This window comes from Streptomyces sp. NBC_01275, assembly GCF_026340655.1.
Lineage (GTDB): Bacteria > Actinomycetota > Actinomycetes > Streptomycetales > Streptomycetaceae > Streptomyces.
Genome location: NZ_JAPEOZ010000001.1, coordinates 3447717 through 3464911, shown reverse-complemented (window position 1 = coordinate 3464911; position 17195 = coordinate 3447717). Strand labels below are relative to the sequence as shown.

The following is a 17195-nucleotide window of genomic DNA, read 5'->3' as shown; positions in this document are numbered from 1 at the left end:
CTGACGCAGGGTCGCACCGACTGTTCGAGAGTTGAGCAGGGCATACGGAAGGCGCCCTGGCGGCGGTCCCCCCACGGGCCGACGACCAGGGCGCCTTCCCATGTCCCGGTGCGGATTCCCCCCACGGGATCCGGCCGGGCGTATGTGAGGACAGCGCCTGAATTCGCTGTTTTCCACCATGTGCGGTTGTTGAACGGGCGGTTGAGCAGAACGAGCAGAACTCGTCGTACCACCGTCGTGTGCGATCTGCCGGGACAGCGCACGCTGGGAGGGCCGCTCAAAGCTTCCCGGTGTACGTGCCCCGGCAACGCATCTCTGAGGAAGTCCCCCAAGACATCCCCAGATGCCAGGTCGCGCCCCCCAAGACGCTCCCTGACACCGTCAACTTAGACCTTCGAACCCCTTCGATGGTTACGTTCACATCACTGTGATCTGTGTCTCTTGCATATGTCCGTTAGATGCGCAAGAGACCGGATACAGCGAGCGAGACCCCAGCGTAAGGATGATGCGCGAGCCTTGTGAAGAGCTTATGTGAGGCTCGCGCAGGACTCCAGGGGGTCTTCGCTTAAAGGCCCTTAAAGGCCCGGCCTTACTTGAATGCGCGCAGCCGCAGGCTGTTGGTCACGACGAACACCGACGAGAAGGCCATCGCCGCTCCCGCGATCATCGGGTTCAGCAGCCCCGCCGCGGCCAGCGGCAGCGCCGCCACGTTGTATCCGAAGGCCCACACGAGATTGCCCTTGATCGTCGCCAGGGTCCGCCGGGACAGCCGGATGGCGTCCACGGCCACCCGCAGATCCCCGCGCACCAGCGTCAGATCGCTCGCCTCGATCGCCGCGTCCGTGCCCGTCCCCATAGCGAGCCCCAGGTCCGCCGTCGCGAGCGCCGCCGCGTCGTTGACGCCGTCGCCGATCATGGCGACGACCCGTCCCTCGCCCTGCAACTGCCGTACGACGTCGACCTTGTCCTCGGGCAGCACCTCGGCGATCACCCGGTCGATCCCCACGGCGGCCGCGACCGCCTCCGCGACCGCCCGGTTGTCGCCGGTCAGCAGCACCGGCGTGAGCCCCAGAGCCCGCAGCTCGCGCACCGCCTCGGCGCTGGTCTCCTTGACCGCGTCGGCGACCGCCAGCACCCCGCGCGCCACGCCGTCCCACCCCACGACGACAGCCGTACGACCGCCCCGCTCGGCCTCGTCCTTGGCGCGGGCCAGTTCCTCGGGAAGGGTCTCGAACAGCCGCCCGACGGCCACCTCCAGCCCCGTCACGCGTCCGCGTACGCCCCGCCCGGGCACGTTCTCGAAGTGCTCGACCGCCGGCAGCTCCCCGACCCGCTCCTCGGCGCCCGCGGCGACCGCCCGGGCGACCGGGTGCTCGGAGGCGTGTTCCAGGGCGCCCGCGAGCCGCAGCAGCTCCCGCTCGTCGACGCCCTTCCCGACGTACACCTCCTGGAGGGTCATGCGGCCCGTGGTGACCGTGCCGGTCTTGTCGAGGACGACCGTGTCGACGCGGCGGGTGGACTCCAGGACCTCGGGGCCCTTGATGAGGATGCCGAGCTGCGCGCCGCGGCCCGTGCCGACCATGAGCGCGGTGGGCGTGGCGAGGCCGAGGGCGCACGGGCAGGCGATGATCAGCACCGCCACGGCCGCGGTGAACGCGGCGACGGCGTCCCCGGTGACGCCCAGCCAGGCGCCGAAGGTGGCTACGGCGATCAGCAGCACCACGGGCACGAAGATCCCGGAGATCCGGTCGGCCAGCCGCTGCACCTCGGCCTTGCCGTTCTGCGCGTCCTCGACCAGCTTCGCCATGCGCGCGAGCCGGGTGTCGGCGCCGATCCGGGTGGCCTCGACGACGAGCCGCCCGCCGGCGTTCACGGTCGCGCCGGTGACGGCGTCGCCGGGGCCGACGTCCACCGGCGCCGACTCCCCGGTCAGCATCGAGGCGTCCACGGCGGACGCCCCCGCCACGACCGTCCCGTCCGTGGCGACCTTCTCCCCGGGCCGTACGACGAACCGGTCCCCGACCGCCAGCCGGTCCACGGGGATCCGCTCCTCGCGCCCCTCCCGCAGCACGGCCACGTCCTTCGCGCCCAGCTCCATCAGCGCCCTGAGCGCGGCTCCCGCGCGTCGCTTGGAGCGGGCCTCCAGATAGCGGCCGAGCAGGATGAAGGCGGTGACGCCGGCGGCGACCTCCAGATAGATCGTCGAGGCGCCGTCCGTACGGGAGACCGTGAGCTCGAAGGGGTGCCGCATGCCGGGCATGCCCGCGTCGCCGAAGAAGAGCGCCCACAGCGACCAGCCGAGCGCGGCCAGCGTGCCGACGGAGACGAGCGTGTCCATGGTGGCCGCACCGTGCCGCAGGTTCGTCCAGGCGGCCTTGTGCAGCGGCCCGCCGCCCCAGACGACGGCGGGCGCGGCGAGCGTCAGCGACAGCCACTGCCAGTTGTCGAACTGCAGGGACGGGATCATCGCCAGGAGTACGACGGGTGCGGCGAGAGCGGCGGAGACGAGGAGGCGGTGCCGCAGCCCCGACAGCTCGGGGTCGGCGGAGGTCTCCTCGGGGGTCTCCTCGGGCGTGTGCACCGGGGGCGCGGGCTCCTCGGCCGTGTACCCGGTCTTCACCACGGTCGCGATCAGATCGGCGACCTCGATCCCGGCCGGGTAGCTGACCTTCGCCTTCTCGGTCGCGTAGTTGACCGTGGCGGTGACGCCGTCCAGCCGGTTGAGCTTCTTCTCCACGCGGGCCGCGCAGGAGGCGCAGGTCATCCCGCCGATCAGCAGCTCGACCTCGGCGGTCGGCGCGGCTATCGGCGTGGGCGTGTCCGTGGTGGTGCTGGTCATGTCCGTACTCCAGGAAGCTGGCCGGGCCGCACGGAACCAGTATCAGCTGGTCGGTACGGCCCGGTGGGTGGAGGAAGGGGTGGTGCGGAGAGGGGGTGCGGAGAGGGGGTGCAGAAGGGGGGCCTCAGGCCTCGCGGCCGACCAGCTCGAAGCCGGCCTCGTCGACGGCCGCGCGCACGGCCTCCTCGTCGAGGGCGGCGGTGGAGACGACCGTGACCTCGCCGGCCGAGGCGACGGCCTTCACCGAGGTGACGCCGGGCAGCTCGGAGAGCTCGCCGGAGACGGCGCCCTCACAGTGGCCGCAGCTCATGCCGCTCACCTTGTAGACGGCGGTGACGGTGCCCGGAGTGTCGGTTTGCGCGGTCATGTCGTTCTCCTCGTCGAGGCATGTGGGGTCGGTGAGGCCGCGAGGGGCCTTCCGATACCCACCCTATACCCCTAGGGGGTATTTCCCCAAGAAGGATCACGGCGCGCCGACGAGCGCACCCAGGCCACCCCGAGCGGGGACGCCAGGGCCGTTCCGCCGACCGGGAACAGCGTGAACAGATGCTCCTGCTCGGCGGTCGGCCGCGGGATGCACCCCTCGGCGAACAGCCGCTTGTCCCTCCCAGGCCGGTCGCGGTCCGCCGCGCCGCCAGCCAGATCGCGACGCCGTGCGTGGAGTCCCACGGCGCGTGCGGCAGCCAGACGCCGAGACGGATGCCGACGACAGGCGCCGATGACGGGCGCCGATGACGGGCGCGGAGAAGCGGAAGCGTCCGTTCGGGCGGCGGTGCGCCGACGGCGCGCCGCCCGCGATCGCCGTCCACAGGCCGTGCCCGAAGGGGGCGAGCATCCCGCGCGGGGTGCTCGCCCCAGCAGGGCGCGCGGATCGACGCCGTCCGTCGAGACGGCCGGTTGAAGGCGTGCCCGGCGCTCTCCGCAGCCGCGAAGCCGAAGCCCGCGCTCGCGCCGAGCGCCGGCCCGGCCTGCCTTCCGTGGATCCGGGTCTGTCGGCGCAGCGCGAACATCAGTGCGCCGAGCTTCACCGCCTCCTCGTCAGGTCACGGGCGCCGGGAGGCTGCCGAGCGGGATCGGCTACGGCGTCCTGGCGAGGCCGGTTCCGAGGCGGGCGCCGACGAGCGGTTCCAGGTAGCGGATCAGGACGTGCTTCAGCTCCTGGACGTACGCGTCGCGCTCGGCGCCCTCGTGGCCCAGGACCAGCTCCAGGCCCGCCTTGTACAGGCCCAGGCACATCTGGGCGGTGCGGGCGAGGTCGGCGGGGGGTGCGTCGGGCAGGAGGGAGGAGAGCAGGCCCTCGATACGGGAGAGCAGCGTGGCGTGCAGCGCGTCGTGGTCCTCGGCGATGCGGCCCGGGATGTCGGGGCCGTGCATCAGCGCGAAGAACACCGGATGGTCGCAGTTGAACGCGATGAACCGGTCGACGGCCCCGCCGACGGCCTCCTCCAGCGGGGTCGCGGGGTCGATCGGGGCGAGCGCCTCGCCGTAGGCGTCGCGCATCTCGTGCATGAGCCGGTCGCCCAGCTCGATGGCGATGGCTTCCTTGTTCGGGAAGAACTGGTAGAGCGTGCCAGGCGAGACGCCCGCCTCGCGGGCGATGGCGTTGGTGCTGGCGGCCGTGTAGCCGGTGGTGCAGAAGACGGACGCGGCGGCCTCGAGGAGCTGGGCGATGCGCCGCTCGCCGCGCGCCTGACGCCGGCGCGGCTGCTCCTTCTCCTGGTTCTCGGGCACGCGTCATCCCCAGTTTCTCGCACACGGTTGACAAACACGAGTGGTCGCTCGCATTCTGGACTCGGAAACGCGAGCGCTATCTCGTGTTTTCCATTTTACGGCTTTCTCGGTGAAGGGGACACCGCACGATGACCGAAGTCAAGATCCCGTCCCGCGGCGGACGCTGGACCCGCCTCGTGACCTCCCGCCCTCGGTTGTCGCTCCTCGCGGCCCTGGTGCTCACCGTGCTCGCGGTGCTGGCCGGCAGCGGGGTGGCCGACCGACTGGGCAGCGGCGGCTGGGAGGACCCGGACGCCCAGTCCACGTACGCGACCAAGGCCCTGGAGCGCGAGTTCCCGGACTCCCAGCCCAATCTGCTGCTCCTGGTCGACTCCGGAGCCGCCTCGGTCGACGCCCCGGCCGTCGCCGCCGAGGCGAACCGGCTGGCCGCGCGCCTGGCCGACGAGAAGGGCGTCGTGGGCGTCGGCTCCTACTGGCAGTCGCGGTCGCCCGCCCTGCGCGCCGAGGACGGCCACGAGGCGCTGATAGCGGCCCGTATCACCGGCGACGAGAAGGCGATGGGCGAGACCCTCGACCGCATCGCGCCCACGCTCCGCGGCACGCACGGTCCGGTGGAGGTGAGGATCGGCGGCATCGTCGCCGTGCGGCACGAGATGCAGACGATCATCCAGGAGGACCTGACCCGCGCCGAGATGATCGCCCTGCCGATCACGCTGGTGCTGCTGGTGATGGTCTTCGGCAGCGCGATCGCCGCCCTGCTGCCCCTGGGCATCGGCATCGTCGCGATCCTCGGCACCAACGCGGTCCTGCGCGGCCTCACGGAGTTCACCGACGTCTCCGTCTTCGCGATGAACCTCACCACGGCCCTGGGCCTCGGCCTCGCCGTCGACTACGCGCTGTTCATCGTCCGCCGCTTCCGCGAGGAACTCGCCACGGGCGCCGAGCCGCCGGCCGCCATCGCCGCCACCCTGCGCACGGCCGGCCGCACCGTGCTGTTCTCCGCGCTCACGGTCGCCGTGTCCCTGGCGGCGATGCTCGTCTTCCCGCAGTACTTCCTGCGGTCCTTCGCCTACGCCGGCATGGCGGTCGTCCTGCTGGCCGCCGCGGCCGCCCTGATCCTGCTCCCGGCGGCGCTCGTCCTGCTCGGCGACCGGGTCAACTCCCTGGACCTGCGCAAGGCGTTCCGCCGGGGCGGCCGATCCGCCGACGGCAGGCCCTCCGGGCAGGAGGGCGGCAAGGGGTGGACGCGCACGGCGAGCCTCGTCATGCGCCGGGCCCCCTTCTTCGCCCTCGGGACCACCGCCGTCCTCGTCCTCCTCGGGCTGCCCTTCCTGGGCGTGAGGTTCGGCACGGCCGACGACCGCCAACTGCCCTCCTCCGCCGAGTCCCACGTCGTCCAGCAGCACATCAGGGACGGCTTCCCGGGCAGCCCCGGCGGCGGTCTGGAGGTCCTCGCCGAGGGCAGGGCGACCCAGGCCCAGTACACGGCCTACAAGGAGCGCATCGCCGCCCTGCCCGAAGTGGCCCGGGTGGACGGCCCGTTGGTGAACGGCGACTCGGCGTACTTCACGGTGCAGCCCAAGGGCGAGTCCGTCGACGACGCGGCCCAGAGGCTGGTCGGCGACCTGCGCGCCGCCCAGGCCCCCTTCGACACCAAGGTGACCGGCACGGCCGCCGTCCTGGTCGACTCCAAGCACGCGATCGGCTCCCAACTGCCCTGGGCGGCGGCCTTCATCGCGATCGTCACCCTGCTCCTGGTCTTCCTGCTCACCGGCAGCGTCGTGATCCCGCTCCAGGCCGTGCTGCTCAACGCGCTCAGCCTGACGGCGATGTTCGGCGCGGTGGTCTGGGTCTTCCAGGACGGCCACCTCTCCGGCCTGCTCGGCTTCACCAGCCCCGGCTCCATAGAGACCACGCTCCCCGTCCTGATGTTCTGCGTGGCCTTCGGCCTCTCCATGGACTACGGCGTGTTCCTGCTCTCCCGCATCAAGGAGGAGTACGACCGCACCGGCGACCATGAGCGGGCGGTCCGTCTCGGCCTGCAGCGCACGGGCGGTCTGATCACGGCGGCGGCCGTCATCCTGGCCGTGGTGATGGTCGCGATAGGCACCTCGCGCGTCACCAACACCAAGATGCTCGGCCTCGGCATCGCCCTGGCGGTCCTGATGGACGCGATGGTGGTCCGCAGCCTTCTGGTCCCGGCCGTCATGCGCCTGACGGGCGAGGCCACCTGGTGGGCGCCGGCGCCGTTGCGCAGGTTCCACCAGCGGTTCGGGCTGAGCGAGGGGGAGTCGACGCCGGTTCCCCGGGAGGAACGGGACCGGGACCGCGAGGACCGGGACCAGGGGGACCGGGACACGGTGGGTGCGTCCAGCTAGCGCAGGCCCTAGCGTTCGTAGGGATCTCTCCGGGGCGCCGCCAAGCGCCCCGGAGCCGGAAGAGCAGGGAGTCGTGGATGCGGGCTGTGGTGTTCGAACGGTTCGGGGAGCCGGCCGAGGTGCGGGAGGTGGCCGACCCCCGGCCCGCCGGCCACGGGGTCGTGGTGCGCGTCGAGGCCACCGGCCTGTGCCGCAGCGACTGGCACGGCTGGGCGGGCCACGACCCGGACATCGCCCTGCCGCACGTCCCCGGTCATGAACTCGCCGGAGTCGTGGCGGAGGTCGGCGACCGGGTCACCGGCTGGAAGCCCGGCGACCGGGTCACCGTCCCCTTCGTCTGCGGCTGCGGGAGCTGCCCGTCCTGCGCGGCCGGCGACCACCAGGTGTGCGAACGCCAGACCCAGCCCGGCTTCACCCACTGGGGCTCCTTCGCCCAGTACGTGGCCCTGGACCACGCCGACGTGAACCTGGTCGCGATCCCGGACGGCCTGTCCTACGCCACCGCGGCCTCGCTCGGCTGCCGGTTCGCCACCGCGTTCCGGGCGGTCGTGCACCAGGGCCGGGTCGCGGCGGGGGAGTGGACGGTGGTCCACGGCTGCGGAGGCGTGGGCCTCTCGGCGGTGATGATCGCGGCGGCCTCGGGAGCCAGGGTGATCGCCGTGGACGTATCGCCGAAGGCGCTGGAGCTGGCGCGGGCGTTCGGCGCGGCGGAGTGTGTGGACGCGACGCGGACGCCGGACACCGCGGCGGCGGTCCGTGAGCTGACCGGGGGTGGCGCCCAGCTCTCCCTCGACGCCCTGGGCTCCCCCGCCACCTGCGCCGCCTCCGTCAACGGCCTGCGCCGCCGCGGCCGCCATGTCCAGGTCGGCCTGCTGCCTTCGGCGGACGGCACGACCCCCGTCCCCCTGGCCCGCGCCATCGCTCTCGAGCTGGAACTCCTCGGCAGCCACGGCATGGCCGCCCACGCCTACCCGGAGATGCTGGAGCTGGTCAGGGCGGGCGTACTGCGCCCCGACCTGCTGGTCACGTCCACGATCACGCTGGACGCGACCCCGGCCGCCCTGGCGGCGCTGGGCTCGGCGCCCGGGGCGGGCGTGACGGTCATCGAGCCGTGGAGCTGAGAAGCCATGCATCACACGGCGCCCCACCGCACCGCATCCGACAGGACCGTGCCCCACGCGGAGGTGGGGCACGGGGACAGAGGGGCAGAGATGCAGAGGACAGAGGAACGGTCAGTCGAGTCTGCGGCCCCGGTTGCCGGGCCGGGAGGCGACCCAGGCGCGGACGGTTTCGGCGTACCAGTAGGGCTTGCCGCCCTCGACGTGGTCGGGCGAGGGCAGCAGTCCGTGCTTGCGGTAGGACCGTACGGTGTCCGGCTGCACCTTGATGTGTGCCGCGATCTCCTTGTAGGACCAGAGCCTTCGGTCGGTCATGAGCTGCACCTCCCTGCGCGCGCGGGGGCGGCGGCCGGGAGGCCGCCCGGGGGAGCCCGGCGCTGCGCTGGCGATCACCAAGCAGTTGCCCGGTGAACGACGCAGAGTGACCGTGAGGAAGCGGCTGTGGACCGGGTGTGACGCAAGGCCCGCGTACACGCGACATGTGTGACAGGAAGGGGGTATTTGTGACACAGGTGACGCAAAGGCGCACACGGGGCCTGTGGGAGGGGCGCGTTGACAAGCGCCTCGAAAAGGGTCGGCCCTCGGCTCGGGCGGCGAGCAGGAGCAGGGCCGGGCTCGCTGCGACGAGTCCTGCCCTGCCCCGCTTCCCCGCCATTCCCCCGGATCGATTGGCCGGATCCCAACCCTGCATTCAGCCGACCCGCCGGGTCTTGGAAAAAAGCGCACCCGGTCCGGACCAATCCGTCGTCGGATCGGTCGGCCGGGCCGGCAGGACGAGGCTCGTGGCCTCCCCGCTCAGCCGGTCGGCCGCCGGCGACGTCGACCAGGGCCGTCGGCGGGCCGCCGCGAACTCACGGGGTGTGCACCCGGTCATCGTCTTGAACTCGCCGCTGAGATGCGCCTGGTCGTAGAAGCCGCAGAGCGCCGCCGTCTCGGCCGCGCCCCGGCCGGCCGCCAGCAGACGGCGGGCCCGTTGCAGCCGCAGGACGCGCGCCGCGGCCTTGGGACCGAGCCCGATCTGCTCACGGAAGCGGTTCTCCAACTGCCGTACGCTCCAGCCGACCTCGTCCGCGAGCCGGGGCACCGGTATCGCGCCGTTCGTCCGCACCAGCTCCGACCAGGCCCGCACGACCCGCTGCGAACTCGGCGTGCCGGCCTCCCACCAGTGGGTGAGCAGATCGTCGAGGAACCCGAACCGCTTCTCCCAGCTCGGCAACGCGGCCAGGGAGGCGGCGAGTTCGCCGACGCTGCGCCGGGGTTCGCCCGCCCGGTGGGCGGCCAGGGCGTGGGGGAGGTCGTCGGGGTCGACGGTGCGGTTGACGAGCTCGTGCTGGGGCGTGCCGAAGAGGGTGAAGCCCGCCCAGGGGGTGAGCAGCACCTCGACGCCCGACATCCGTCCGCCGTGCTCGCCGACGGCCGGCGTGGTCGTGGCCCCGCAGTACGCGGACAGGAGGGTGTCCGGGGCGCGGCCCGCGCGCGAGATGCGGACGGGGTGCTCGAAGCCCAGCAGAAGCGTCGCGGCCCCGATCGGCGTCTCCAGCCTGCGCCGGGGCCGGTTCATCGCGAGCCGGATCCCCCGGTAGCCGAGCACGCCGGGCCGCAGCCGCGGATGGGGAGCCGCGAGGGCGAACTCCCAGGAGCCGCCGGGCCCCTGGCCGGACCAGGCCCGCACCGCACCTGCCGCCGCACCCGCCATCGCCCCTCCCGGCGCCGCCGAACGGCACCCATGGTGCTACGGCACCGGAAGGGACGGAAGAAGCGCGACGTCACCAGGTCCAGACCGTGAGGGCTACGCCCCGCAGGAGCGCAGGAACGCTCGCGTCCGCTGGGCGATCGGCAGAGGCTTGTCCGGATCGCAGGGGTACATGTCCTGCTCGACGATCGCGAAGAGGTCGACGTCCAGCTTCTGAGCGGCCTCCAGCACGGGACCCAGCGCGGGCACACCGGTCGGCGGCTCGCACATCACACCGCGTCCGACGGCCGGACCGAAGGGCACCTCGTTCGCCCGCACGTCCGCGAGGATCTCCGGGTCGACCTGCTTGAGGTGCAGGTACCCGATCCGCTCGCCGTAGGTCTCGATCAGCTTGACGCTGTCGCCGCCGCAGTACGCGTAGTGCCCGGTGTCCAGGCACAGCGACACCAGCGACGAGTCCGTGCCGTCGAGGAAGCGGACGACGTTCTCCTCGCTGTCGATGTGGGTGTCGGCGTGCGGGTGGACGACGATCTGCAGGCCGTACCGCTCGCGCACCTCCTTGCCGAGCCGCTCGGTGAGCGAGGTCAGGTTGCGCCACTGCTCGGGCGTGAGCGTGTCCGGCTCGAGCACCTCGCCGGTCTTGTCGTCGCGCCAGAACGACGGGATGACCACCAGGTGGGACGCGCCCATCGCCTGCGCGAGCGTGGCGTTGTCGGCGACATGGGCCCAGGTCTTGTCCCACACGGCTTCGCCGTGGTGCAGGCCCGTGAACACCGTGCCCGCCGACACCTTCAGGCCGCGCTGCGCGGTCTCGGCGGCGAGCACGGCGGGGTCGGTCGGCAGATAGCCGTAGGGGCCCAGCTCGATCCACTCGTAGCCGGACTGCGCGACCTCGTCGAGGAAGCGCTGCCAGGGGACCTGGGCGGGATCGTCCGGGAACCAGACGCCCCAGCTGTCGGGGGCCGATCCGATCCGGATGCGGGAGAGTGAGGACTGAGGTGACAACGACGTCATGGACGTCAGCGTGCGGTCTCCCCGAAGAGGGTGTCAAGGGCTGGTCCGAATGTCTGGACAAAACATTGACAGGGCCCTCGGTGCGGGGCTAGAAAGCCGTGGAGAGCCGTTCCGCGGGAAGCCGACACACGGAAGCCGACACACGGCAGCCGACGCTCGGCAGCCGAGCCGGTGCACGGAAGCCGACACGCGGACAGGCCGCCACGGGGCGAGCCGACACGAAGGGAACTCGATGGCGTACGACCTGATCACCATGGGGCGGATCGGGGTGGACCTCTACCCGCTGCAGACAGGTGTGCCGCTCCCGCAGGTCACGTCCTTCGGGAAGTTCCTGGGCGGCTCGGCGACCAACGTCGCCGTCGCCGCGGCCCGCCTGGGGCGGGACACCGCGGTGATCTCCCGCACCGGCGACGACCCCTTCGGCGTCTATCTGCACGAGGCCCTGCGCGGCTTCGGCGTGGACGACCGCTGGGTCACCCCGGTCCCCGGGCTGCCGACGCCCGTCACCTTCTGCGAGGTCTTCCCGCCGGACGACTTCCCGCTGTACTTCTACCGGCAGCCCAAGGCGCCCGACCTGGAGATCGACGCCCACAGCCTCGACCTCGACGCCGTCCGCGAGGCCCGCATCTTCTGGGTCACCGGCACCGGCCTGAGCGAGGAGCCAAGCCGCACGGCGACCCTGGCGGCCCTCGCCCACCGCGCCAAGGCCGGCACGACGGTCTTCGACCTCGACTGGCGGCCCATGTTCTGGTCCGACCCGGACACGGCCCGCCCCTTCTACGAAGAAGCCCTCAAGCACACCACCGTCGCCGTCGGCAACCTCGACGAGGTGGAGGTCGCCACCGGAGTGCGCGAACCGCAGGCCGCCGCGCAGGCGCTGCTGGACGCCGGCGTCGAGCTCGCGGTCGTCAAGCAGGGCCCCAAGGGCGTCCTCGCCGTCAACAGCAAGGGCGAGTCCGCCGAGGTCCCGCCGCTCCCGGTCGACGTGCTCAACGGCCTCGGCGCCGGCGACGCCTTCGGGGGCTCCCTCTGCCACGGCCTGCTCGCGGGCTGGGACCTGGAGAAGATCATGCGTCACGGCAACGCGGCCGGCGCCATCGTCGCCTCCCGCCTGGAGTGCTCCTCGGCGATGCCGACCGTGGCCGAGGTCGAGGCGGCGCTCAAGGCAGGGGCCGTCCGGTGACCGTCGACGTGACCGAACTCGTCCGCCTGCGCACCCAGCATCCCGAGGCGATCGCGGAGGCCGCCGCCCGCCGTGTCCGCAGGCCGCTCCTGGGCGACTCCGGCCGGCTGATGATCGTGGCCGCCGACCACCCGGCCCGTGGCGCGCTCGGCGTCGGCGGCGACCGGCTGGCCATGGCCAACCGCGTCGACCTGCTCGAACGCCTCTGCCTGGCGCTCTCCCGCCCCGGCGTCGACGGAGTCCTCGCGACCGCCGACATCCTCGACGACCTGCTGCTGCTCGGCGCCCTCGACGGCAAGGTCGTCATGGGCTCCATGAACCGCGGCGGCCTCCAGGGCGCGGTCTTCGAGCTCGACGACCGCTTCACCGGCCACCGCGCCGAGGACATGGAGCGACTGGGCTTCGACGCGGGCAAGCTGCTGCTGCGCATCGACTACGACGACCCGGGCTCCCTCACCACCCTGGAGACCACGGCCCGCGCCATCGACGACATGGCCGCCCGTAGACTCCCGCTCTTCGTCGAGCCGTTCATCAGCCGTCGCACCCCCGACGGCAAGCTCGGCAACGACCTCTCCGCCGAGGCCGTCACCAAGTCCATCGCCATCGCCTCCGGCCTGGGCGGCACCTCCGCCTACACCTGGCTGAAGGTGCCGGTCACCGACAACCCCGACGACATGGCCCAGGTCATGGAGACGTCCACGCTCCCCGCGGTCCTGCTGGGCGGCGAGGTCGGCGACGACCAGGACGGGGCGTACGAGAAGTGGCGGGGCGCCCTTCAACTCCCCACCGTCCGCGGTCTCGTGGTCGGACGCTCGCTGCTGTACCCGGCCGACGGGGACGTCGCCGCCGCCGTGGACACCGCCGTAGGACTGCTGTGAGGGCCGCATGACGAACACCGAGCCGCACCACACCGAGAACCATCCGACGCACCACGACCTGTACGTCCCCAAGGGGGCGACCGCCGGCGGGAACTACGTGCTCGACATCGACCCCAAGAGGGCCGGCTGGACGCACAGCAGTCTGCGGATCGTGGAGCTGGAGCCGGGGGGCACCCACCTCTTCACCACCGGCGACAGCGAGTGGATCGTGCTTCCGCTGGAAGGCGGATGTACCGTGCAAACAGAGGGAAACGAGTTCCAACTCCTGGGCAGGGAAAGCGTGTTCGCGTCGGTCTCCGACTTCGCGTACGTTCCCCGCGACGCCCGGGCACAGATCGCCTCCGGCGCGGGAGGCCGCTTCGCCCTGGCAGGAGCGAAGTGCGAGCGACGACTCCCCGCCCGCTACGGCCCCGCGCCGGAGGTCCCCGTCGAAGAACGCGGCAGCGGCAACCAGCTGCGCCACGTGCGCAACTTCGCGTCCGCCGCCGCCTTCGACTGCGACAAGCTGATCGCCGTCGAGGTCATCACCCCCGGCGGCAACTGGTCCTCGTACCCGCCGCACAAGCACGACGAGCACCGGCCGGGCGAGGAGGCCGAGCTCGAGGAGATCTACTACTTCGAGATCGACGGCCCGCACGGCTTCGGCTACCAGCGCGTGTCCCCCTCGCGCGAGGGCGGCTCCGAGGTCCTCGCCGAGGTCCGCACCGGTGACGCCGTGCTCGTCCCCGACGGCTGGCACGGCCCGTCGATCGCCCAGCCCGGCCACGCCATGTACTACCTCAACGTCATGGCGGGCCCCGGCGAGACCCGCGAGTGGCGGATCTGCTTCCACCCCGACCACACGGAGGGTTACCGATGACCACCACCAGGCTCACAGTGGCCCAGGCGCTGGTCCGCTTCCTCGCCGCCCAGTACACCGAGCGCGACGGCGTACGCCGGCGGCTGATCGGCGCGACCTGGGGCATCTTCGGCCACGGGAACGTCGCGGGCCTCGGCCAGGCGCTCATCGAGTACGCCGACGACATGCCGTACCACCAGGGCCGCAACGAGCAGTCGATGGTGCACGCGGCCGTCGGCTACGCCCGCCAGTCGAACCGCCTGTCCACGCACGCCGTGACGACGTCGATCGGCCCCGGCGCGACGAACCTGGTCACCGGCGCCGCCCTGGCGACCGTCAACCACCTCCCGGTCCTGCTCCTGCCCGGCGACACCTTCGCGACCCGCGTCGCCGACCCGGTGCTCCAGCAGCTCGAAGTCCCGTACGCGGGCGATGTGTCGGTCAACGACTGCCTGCGCCCGGTGTCGAAGTACTTCGACCGGGTCACCCGTCCGGAAGCCCTGATCCCGGCGGCCCTGCAGGCCATGCGGGTCCTCACCGACCCGGTGGAGACCGGGGCCGTGACCCTCGCCCTCCCGCAGGACGTCCAGGCCGAGGCCTACGACTGGCCCGACGAGTTCTTCGCCGACCGCACCTGGGTCGTACGACGTCCCGGCGCCGACCCCACCGAACTCGCCGAGGCGGTCACGGCCATCCGGTCCGCGAAGCGCCCCCTCCTCGTCGCCGGCGGCGGCGTCCACCACAGCCGCGCCGAGGAGGCCCTCGCCGAGTTCGCCGAGGCCACCGGCATCCCGGTCGCCTCCACCCAGGCCGGCAAGGGCTCCCTGCGCTACGACCACCCCCAGGACGTCGGCGGCGTCGGCCACACCGGCACCGCGACCGCGGACGAACTCGCCCGCACGGCCGACCTGGTGATAGGCGTGGGCACCCGCTACACCGACTTCACCACGGCGTCCAACACCCTGTTCCAGGGCGACGGCGTCCGCTTCCTCAACCTCAACATCGCCTCCTACGACGGCCACAAGCTCGCCGGTCAGCCGCTCGTCGCGGACGCCCGCAGCGGCCTCACGGAACTCACCCAGGCCCTGGGCACGCACGCCCACCGCGTCGCCGACGCCTATGTCGCCGAGTACGGCGAGGACAAGGAGCGCTGGGAGCAGCGCGTCGACGCCTGCTACGAGGCCGAGGAGCCCGACGTACGGCCGACGCAGGTGCAGGTGCTGGGCGCGCTGGACGCGCTCGCCGACGAGTCGGACGTGATCATCAACGCGGCCGGTTCGCTCCCCGGCGATCTGCACAAGCTGTGGCGGGCGCGCTCCCGGGACCAGTACCACCTGGAGTACGGCTTCTCCTGCATGGGCTACGAGATTCCGGCGGCCATCGGAGTGAAGATGGCCGCGCCCGAGCGCAACGTCTGGGCGCTGGTCGGCGACGGCACGTATCTGATGATGCCGACGGAGATCGTGACGGCCGTGCAGGAGGGGATCGCGATCAAGATCCTGCTCGTGCAGAACCACGGCTACGCCTCGATCGGCGGTCTGTCGGAGTCGGTGGGCGGCGAACGGTTCGGCACCGCGTACCGCTTCACCTCGGACGACGGCACCTTCACGGGCGCCCCGCTCCCCGTCGACCTGGCCGCCAACGTGGCGAGCCTGGGCATGCGCGTGCTGCGCGCGAAGACCGTCCGCGAGCTGCGCGAGGCCCTCGCCGAAGCGCGCTCCGCCGACACTCCCACTTGTGTCTACGTCGAGACCGAAACGGCCGACACTGTGTCGGGCCCGCCGCCGGCGCAGGCCTGGTGGGATGTACCTGTGGCCGAGACCGCGACGCGCGCGTCCGCGGTCAAGGCACGTGAGCTGTACGAACGGCACGTCTCCACCCGACGCCGCCATCTGTGAAGGAGCAACTGGTCATGACGAAGATCGTCAACCACTGGATCGGCGGCAAGACCGTCGAAGGCGCGTCGGGCACGTACGGGCCGGTCACCGACCCCGCGACCGGCGCCGTCACCACGAAGGTCGCCTTCGCGACCGTCGACGAGGTAGACGCGGCCGTAGCCGCCGCGAAGGACGCCTACGCGACCTGGGGCCAGTCCTCGCTGGCCAAGCGGACCACGATCCTGTTCAAGTTCCGGGCGCTGCTCGACGCGAACCGGGACGCGATCGCCGAGCTGATCACCGCCGAGCACGGCAAGGTGCACAGCGACGCGCTCGGCGAGGTCGCGCGCGGCCTGGAGATCGTGGACCTGGCGTGCGGGATCACCGTGCAGCTGAAGGGCGAGCTGTCGACGGAGGTCGCCAGCCGCGTCGACGTGTCGTCGATCCGGCAGCCGCTGGGCGTCGTCGCGGGCATCACGCCGTTCAACTTCCCGGCGATGGTCCCGATGTGGATGTTCCCGATGGCCATCGCGTGCGGCAACACGTTCGTGCTGAAGCCGTCCGAGAAGGACCCGTCGGCGGCCCTGAAGATCGCCGAGCTGCTGGCGGAGGCCGGTCTGCCCGACGGCGTGTTCAACGTCGTCCACGGTGACAAGGTGGCCGTCGACCGCCTCCTGGAGCACCCGGACGTCAAGGCCGTCTCCTTCGTCGGCTCGACCCCGATCGCCCGCTACATCCACACCACCGCCTCGGCGAACGGCAAGCGCGTCCAGGCCCTGGGCGGCGCGAAGAACCACATGCTGGTCCTGCCCGACGCGGACCTGGACGCGGCGGCCGACGCCGCCGTCTCCGCCGCCTACGGCTCGGCCGGCGAGCGCTGCATGGCCATCTCCGCGGTGGTCGCGGTGGGCGCGATCGGCGACGAGCTGGTGGAGAAGATCCGCGAGCGCGCCGAGAAGATCAAGATCGGCCCCGGCAACGACCCGACCTCCGAGATGGGCCCGCTCATCACCAAGGTCCACCGCGACAAGGTGGCGTCCTACGTCACCGGCGCGGCCGCCGAGGGCGCCGAGGTCGTGCTCGACGGCAGCGGCTACACGGTCGAGGGCTTCGAGGACGGCCACTGGATCGGCATCTCGCTCCTCGACAAGGTGCCCACGTCCGCGAAGGCCTACCAGGACGAGATCTTCGGCCCGGTCCTGTGCGTCCTGCGCGTGGACACCTACGACGAGGGCGTGGCGCTGATCAACAGCTCGCCCTTCGGCAACGGCACCGCGATCTTCACCCGGGACGGCGGCGCGGCCCGCCGCTTCCAGCTGGAGATCGAGGCCGGCATGGTCGGCGTGAACGTCCCGATCCCGGTCCCCGTCGGCTACCACAGCTTCGGCGGCTGGAAGGACTCCCTCTTCGGCGACCACCACATCTACGGCAACGACGGCACGCACTTCTACACCCGCGGCAAGGTCGTCACCACCCGCTGGCCCGACCCGGCCGACGGCCCGGGCGGCGTGGACCTGGGCTTCCCGCGCAACCACTGAGTCGGTCACTGGTTCGGGTGTGCGCGGGTGGTGCGCGGGTGGTGTAGGACGACGCGATCACGGCGCGGGCGGCGGGGGAGACGTCTCCCACCGCCGCGACCCCCGCTG

Annotated in this window: 13 protein-coding genes; 7 read left to right on the top strand and 6 right to left on the bottom strand. The window is 72.0% G+C overall.

Features of this window, described 5'->3' with window-relative positions:
* Positions 1–589 precede the first annotated feature (589 nt).
* The 3 genes from OG562_RS15140 to OG562_RS15130 form a co-directional block, all read right to left on the bottom strand.
* Positions 590–2839, bottom strand: coding sequence for a cation-translocating P-type ATPase (locus OG562_RS15140; RefSeq protein WP_266397651.1), 2250 nt, complete (start codon positions 2837–2839; stop codon positions 590–592).
* A gap of 124 nt (positions 2840–2963) precedes the next feature.
* Positions 2964–3206 carry a heavy-metal-associated domain-containing protein gene (locus tag OG562_RS15135; protein ID WP_266397648.1) on the bottom strand — a complete coding sequence of 81 codons (243 nt, stop codon included), beginning with the start codon at positions 3204–3206 and terminating at the stop codon, positions 2964–2966.
* 710 nt (positions 3207–3916) lie between these two features.
* Positions 3917–4570: a TetR/AcrR family transcriptional regulator gene (locus OG562_RS15130; protein WP_266397645.1), complete on the bottom strand. Its 654-nt coding sequence runs from the start codon at positions 4568–4570 to the stop codon at positions 3917–3919.
* 128 nt (positions 4571–4698) lie between these two features.
* Here OG562_RS15130 and OG562_RS15125 point away from each other — a divergent pair, with 128 nt between their 5' ends.
* Together OG562_RS15125 and OG562_RS15120 are read left to right on the top strand one after the other, a co-directional pair.
* Positions 4699–6948, top strand: coding sequence for an MMPL family transporter (locus tag OG562_RS15125; RefSeq protein ID WP_266397643.1), 2250 nt, complete (start codon positions 4699–4701; stop codon positions 6946–6948).
* Positions 6949–7025: 77 nt separating this feature from the next.
* Complete coding sequence (locus tag OG562_RS15120; RefSeq protein ID WP_266397640.1) at positions 7026–8069, top strand: zinc-dependent alcohol dehydrogenase family protein; 1044 nt, start codon at positions 7026–7028, stop codon at positions 8067–8069.
* 111 nt (positions 8070–8180) lie between these two features.
* Here the strand turns inward: OG562_RS15120 and OG562_RS15115 are convergent, their stop codons facing one another.
* The 3 genes from OG562_RS15115 to OG562_RS15105 form a co-directional block, all read right to left on the bottom strand.
* Entirely contained in the window at positions 8181–8381 is a 201-nt protein-coding gene (locus OG562_RS15115; protein ID WP_266397638.1) for an AlpA family transcriptional regulator, read from the bottom strand.
* Between the two features lie 376 nt (positions 8382–8757).
* Positions 8758–9627, bottom strand: coding sequence for an AraC family transcriptional regulator (locus tag OG562_RS15110; protein ID WP_266409272.1), 870 nt, complete (start codon positions 9625–9627; stop codon positions 8758–8760).
* 228 nt (positions 9628–9855) lie between these two features.
* Positions 9856–10773 (bottom strand): sugar phosphate isomerase/epimerase, encoded by a 918-nt coding sequence (locus OG562_RS15105; RefSeq protein ID WP_266397636.1) that lies wholly within the window; start codon positions 10771–10773, stop codon positions 9856–9858.
* Positions 10774–11005: 232 nt separating this feature from the next.
* Here OG562_RS15105 and iolC point away from each other — a divergent pair, with 232 nt between their 5' ends.
* From iolC to mmsA, 5 genes are read left to right on the top strand one after another with little or no spacing between them, the layout of a single operon-like run.
* The gene (gene iolC, locus OG562_RS15100) at positions 11006–11956 is read left to right on the top strand and encodes a 5-dehydro-2-deoxygluconokinase (protein ID WP_266397634.1); all 951 of its coding nucleotides are present in this window, start codon (positions 11006–11008) and stop codon (positions 11954–11956) included.
* The gene (locus tag OG562_RS15095; protein ID WP_266397632.1) at positions 11953–12834 is read left to right on the top strand and encodes a deoxyribose-phosphate aldolase; all 882 of its coding nucleotides are present in this window, start codon (positions 11953–11955) and stop codon (positions 12832–12834) included. Before iolC ends, OG562_RS15095 begins: the two co-directional genes overlap by 4 nt.
* Positions 12835–12841: 7 nt before the next feature.
* Positions 12842–13693: a 5-deoxy-glucuronate isomerase gene (gene iolB, locus OG562_RS15090; RefSeq protein ID WP_266397630.1), complete on the top strand. Its 852-nt coding sequence runs from the start codon at positions 12842–12844 to the stop codon at positions 13691–13693.
* Positions 13690–15570: a 3D-(3,5/4)-trihydroxycyclohexane-1,2-dione acylhydrolase (decyclizing) gene (iolD, locus tag OG562_RS15085; RefSeq protein ID WP_266397627.1), complete on the top strand. Its 1881-nt coding sequence runs from the start codon at positions 13690–13692 to the stop codon at positions 15568–15570. The genes iolB and iolD overlap by 4 nt, the downstream gene beginning before the upstream one ends.
* 14 nt (positions 15571–15584) lie before the next feature.
* Positions 15585–17087 carry a CoA-acylating methylmalonate-semialdehyde dehydrogenase gene (mmsA, locus tag OG562_RS15080; protein WP_266397625.1) on the top strand — a complete coding sequence of 501 codons (1503 nt, stop codon included), beginning with the start codon at positions 15585–15587 and terminating at the stop codon, positions 17085–17087.
* The last annotated feature ends 108 nt before the right edge of the window (positions 17088–17195 follow it).

What these genes read in the sequence shown, in the direction of transcription:
- OG562_RS15140 (WP_266397651.1), bottom strand. Translation starts at nt 2,839, where the DNA reads ATGACCAGCACCACCACGGACACGCCCACGCCGATAGCCGCGCCGACC.
- OG562_RS15135 (WP_266397648.1), bottom strand. Translation starts at nt 3,206, where the DNA reads ATGACCGCGCAAACCGACACTCCGGGCACCGTCACCGCCGTCTACAAG.
- OG562_RS15125 (WP_266397643.1), top strand. Translation starts at nt 4,699, where the DNA reads ATGACCGAAGTCAAGATCCCGTCCCGCGGCGGACGCTGGACCCGCCTC.
- OG562_RS15120 (WP_266397640.1), top strand. Translation starts at nt 7,026, where the DNA reads ATGCGGGCTGTGGTGTTCGAACGGTTCGGGGAGCCGGCCGAGGTGCGG.
- OG562_RS15115 (WP_266397638.1), bottom strand. Translation starts at nt 8,381, where the DNA reads ATGACCGACCGAAGGCTCTGGTCCTACAAGGAGATCGCGGCACACATC.
- OG562_RS15110 (WP_266409272.1), bottom strand. Translation starts at nt 9,627, where the DNA reads ATGAACCGGCCCCGGCGCAGGCTGGAGACGCCGATCGGGGCCGCGACG.
- OG562_RS15105 (WP_266397636.1), bottom strand. Translation starts at nt 10,773, where the DNA reads ATGACGTCGTTGTCACCTCAGTCCTCACTCTCCCGCATCCGGATCGGA.
- iolC (WP_266397634.1), top strand. Translation starts at nt 11,006, where the DNA reads ATGGCGTACGACCTGATCACCATGGGGCGGATCGGGGTGGACCTCTAC.
- iolB (WP_266397630.1), top strand. Translation starts at nt 12,842, where the DNA reads ATGACGAACACCGAGCCGCACCACACCGAGAACCATCCGACGCACCAC.
- iolD (WP_266397627.1), top strand. Translation starts at nt 13,690, where the DNA reads ATGACCACCACCAGGCTCACAGTGGCCCAGGCGCTGGTCCGCTTCCTC.
- mmsA (WP_266397625.1), top strand. Translation starts at nt 15,585, where the DNA reads ATGACGAAGATCGTCAACCACTGGATCGGCGGCAAGACCGTCGAAGGC.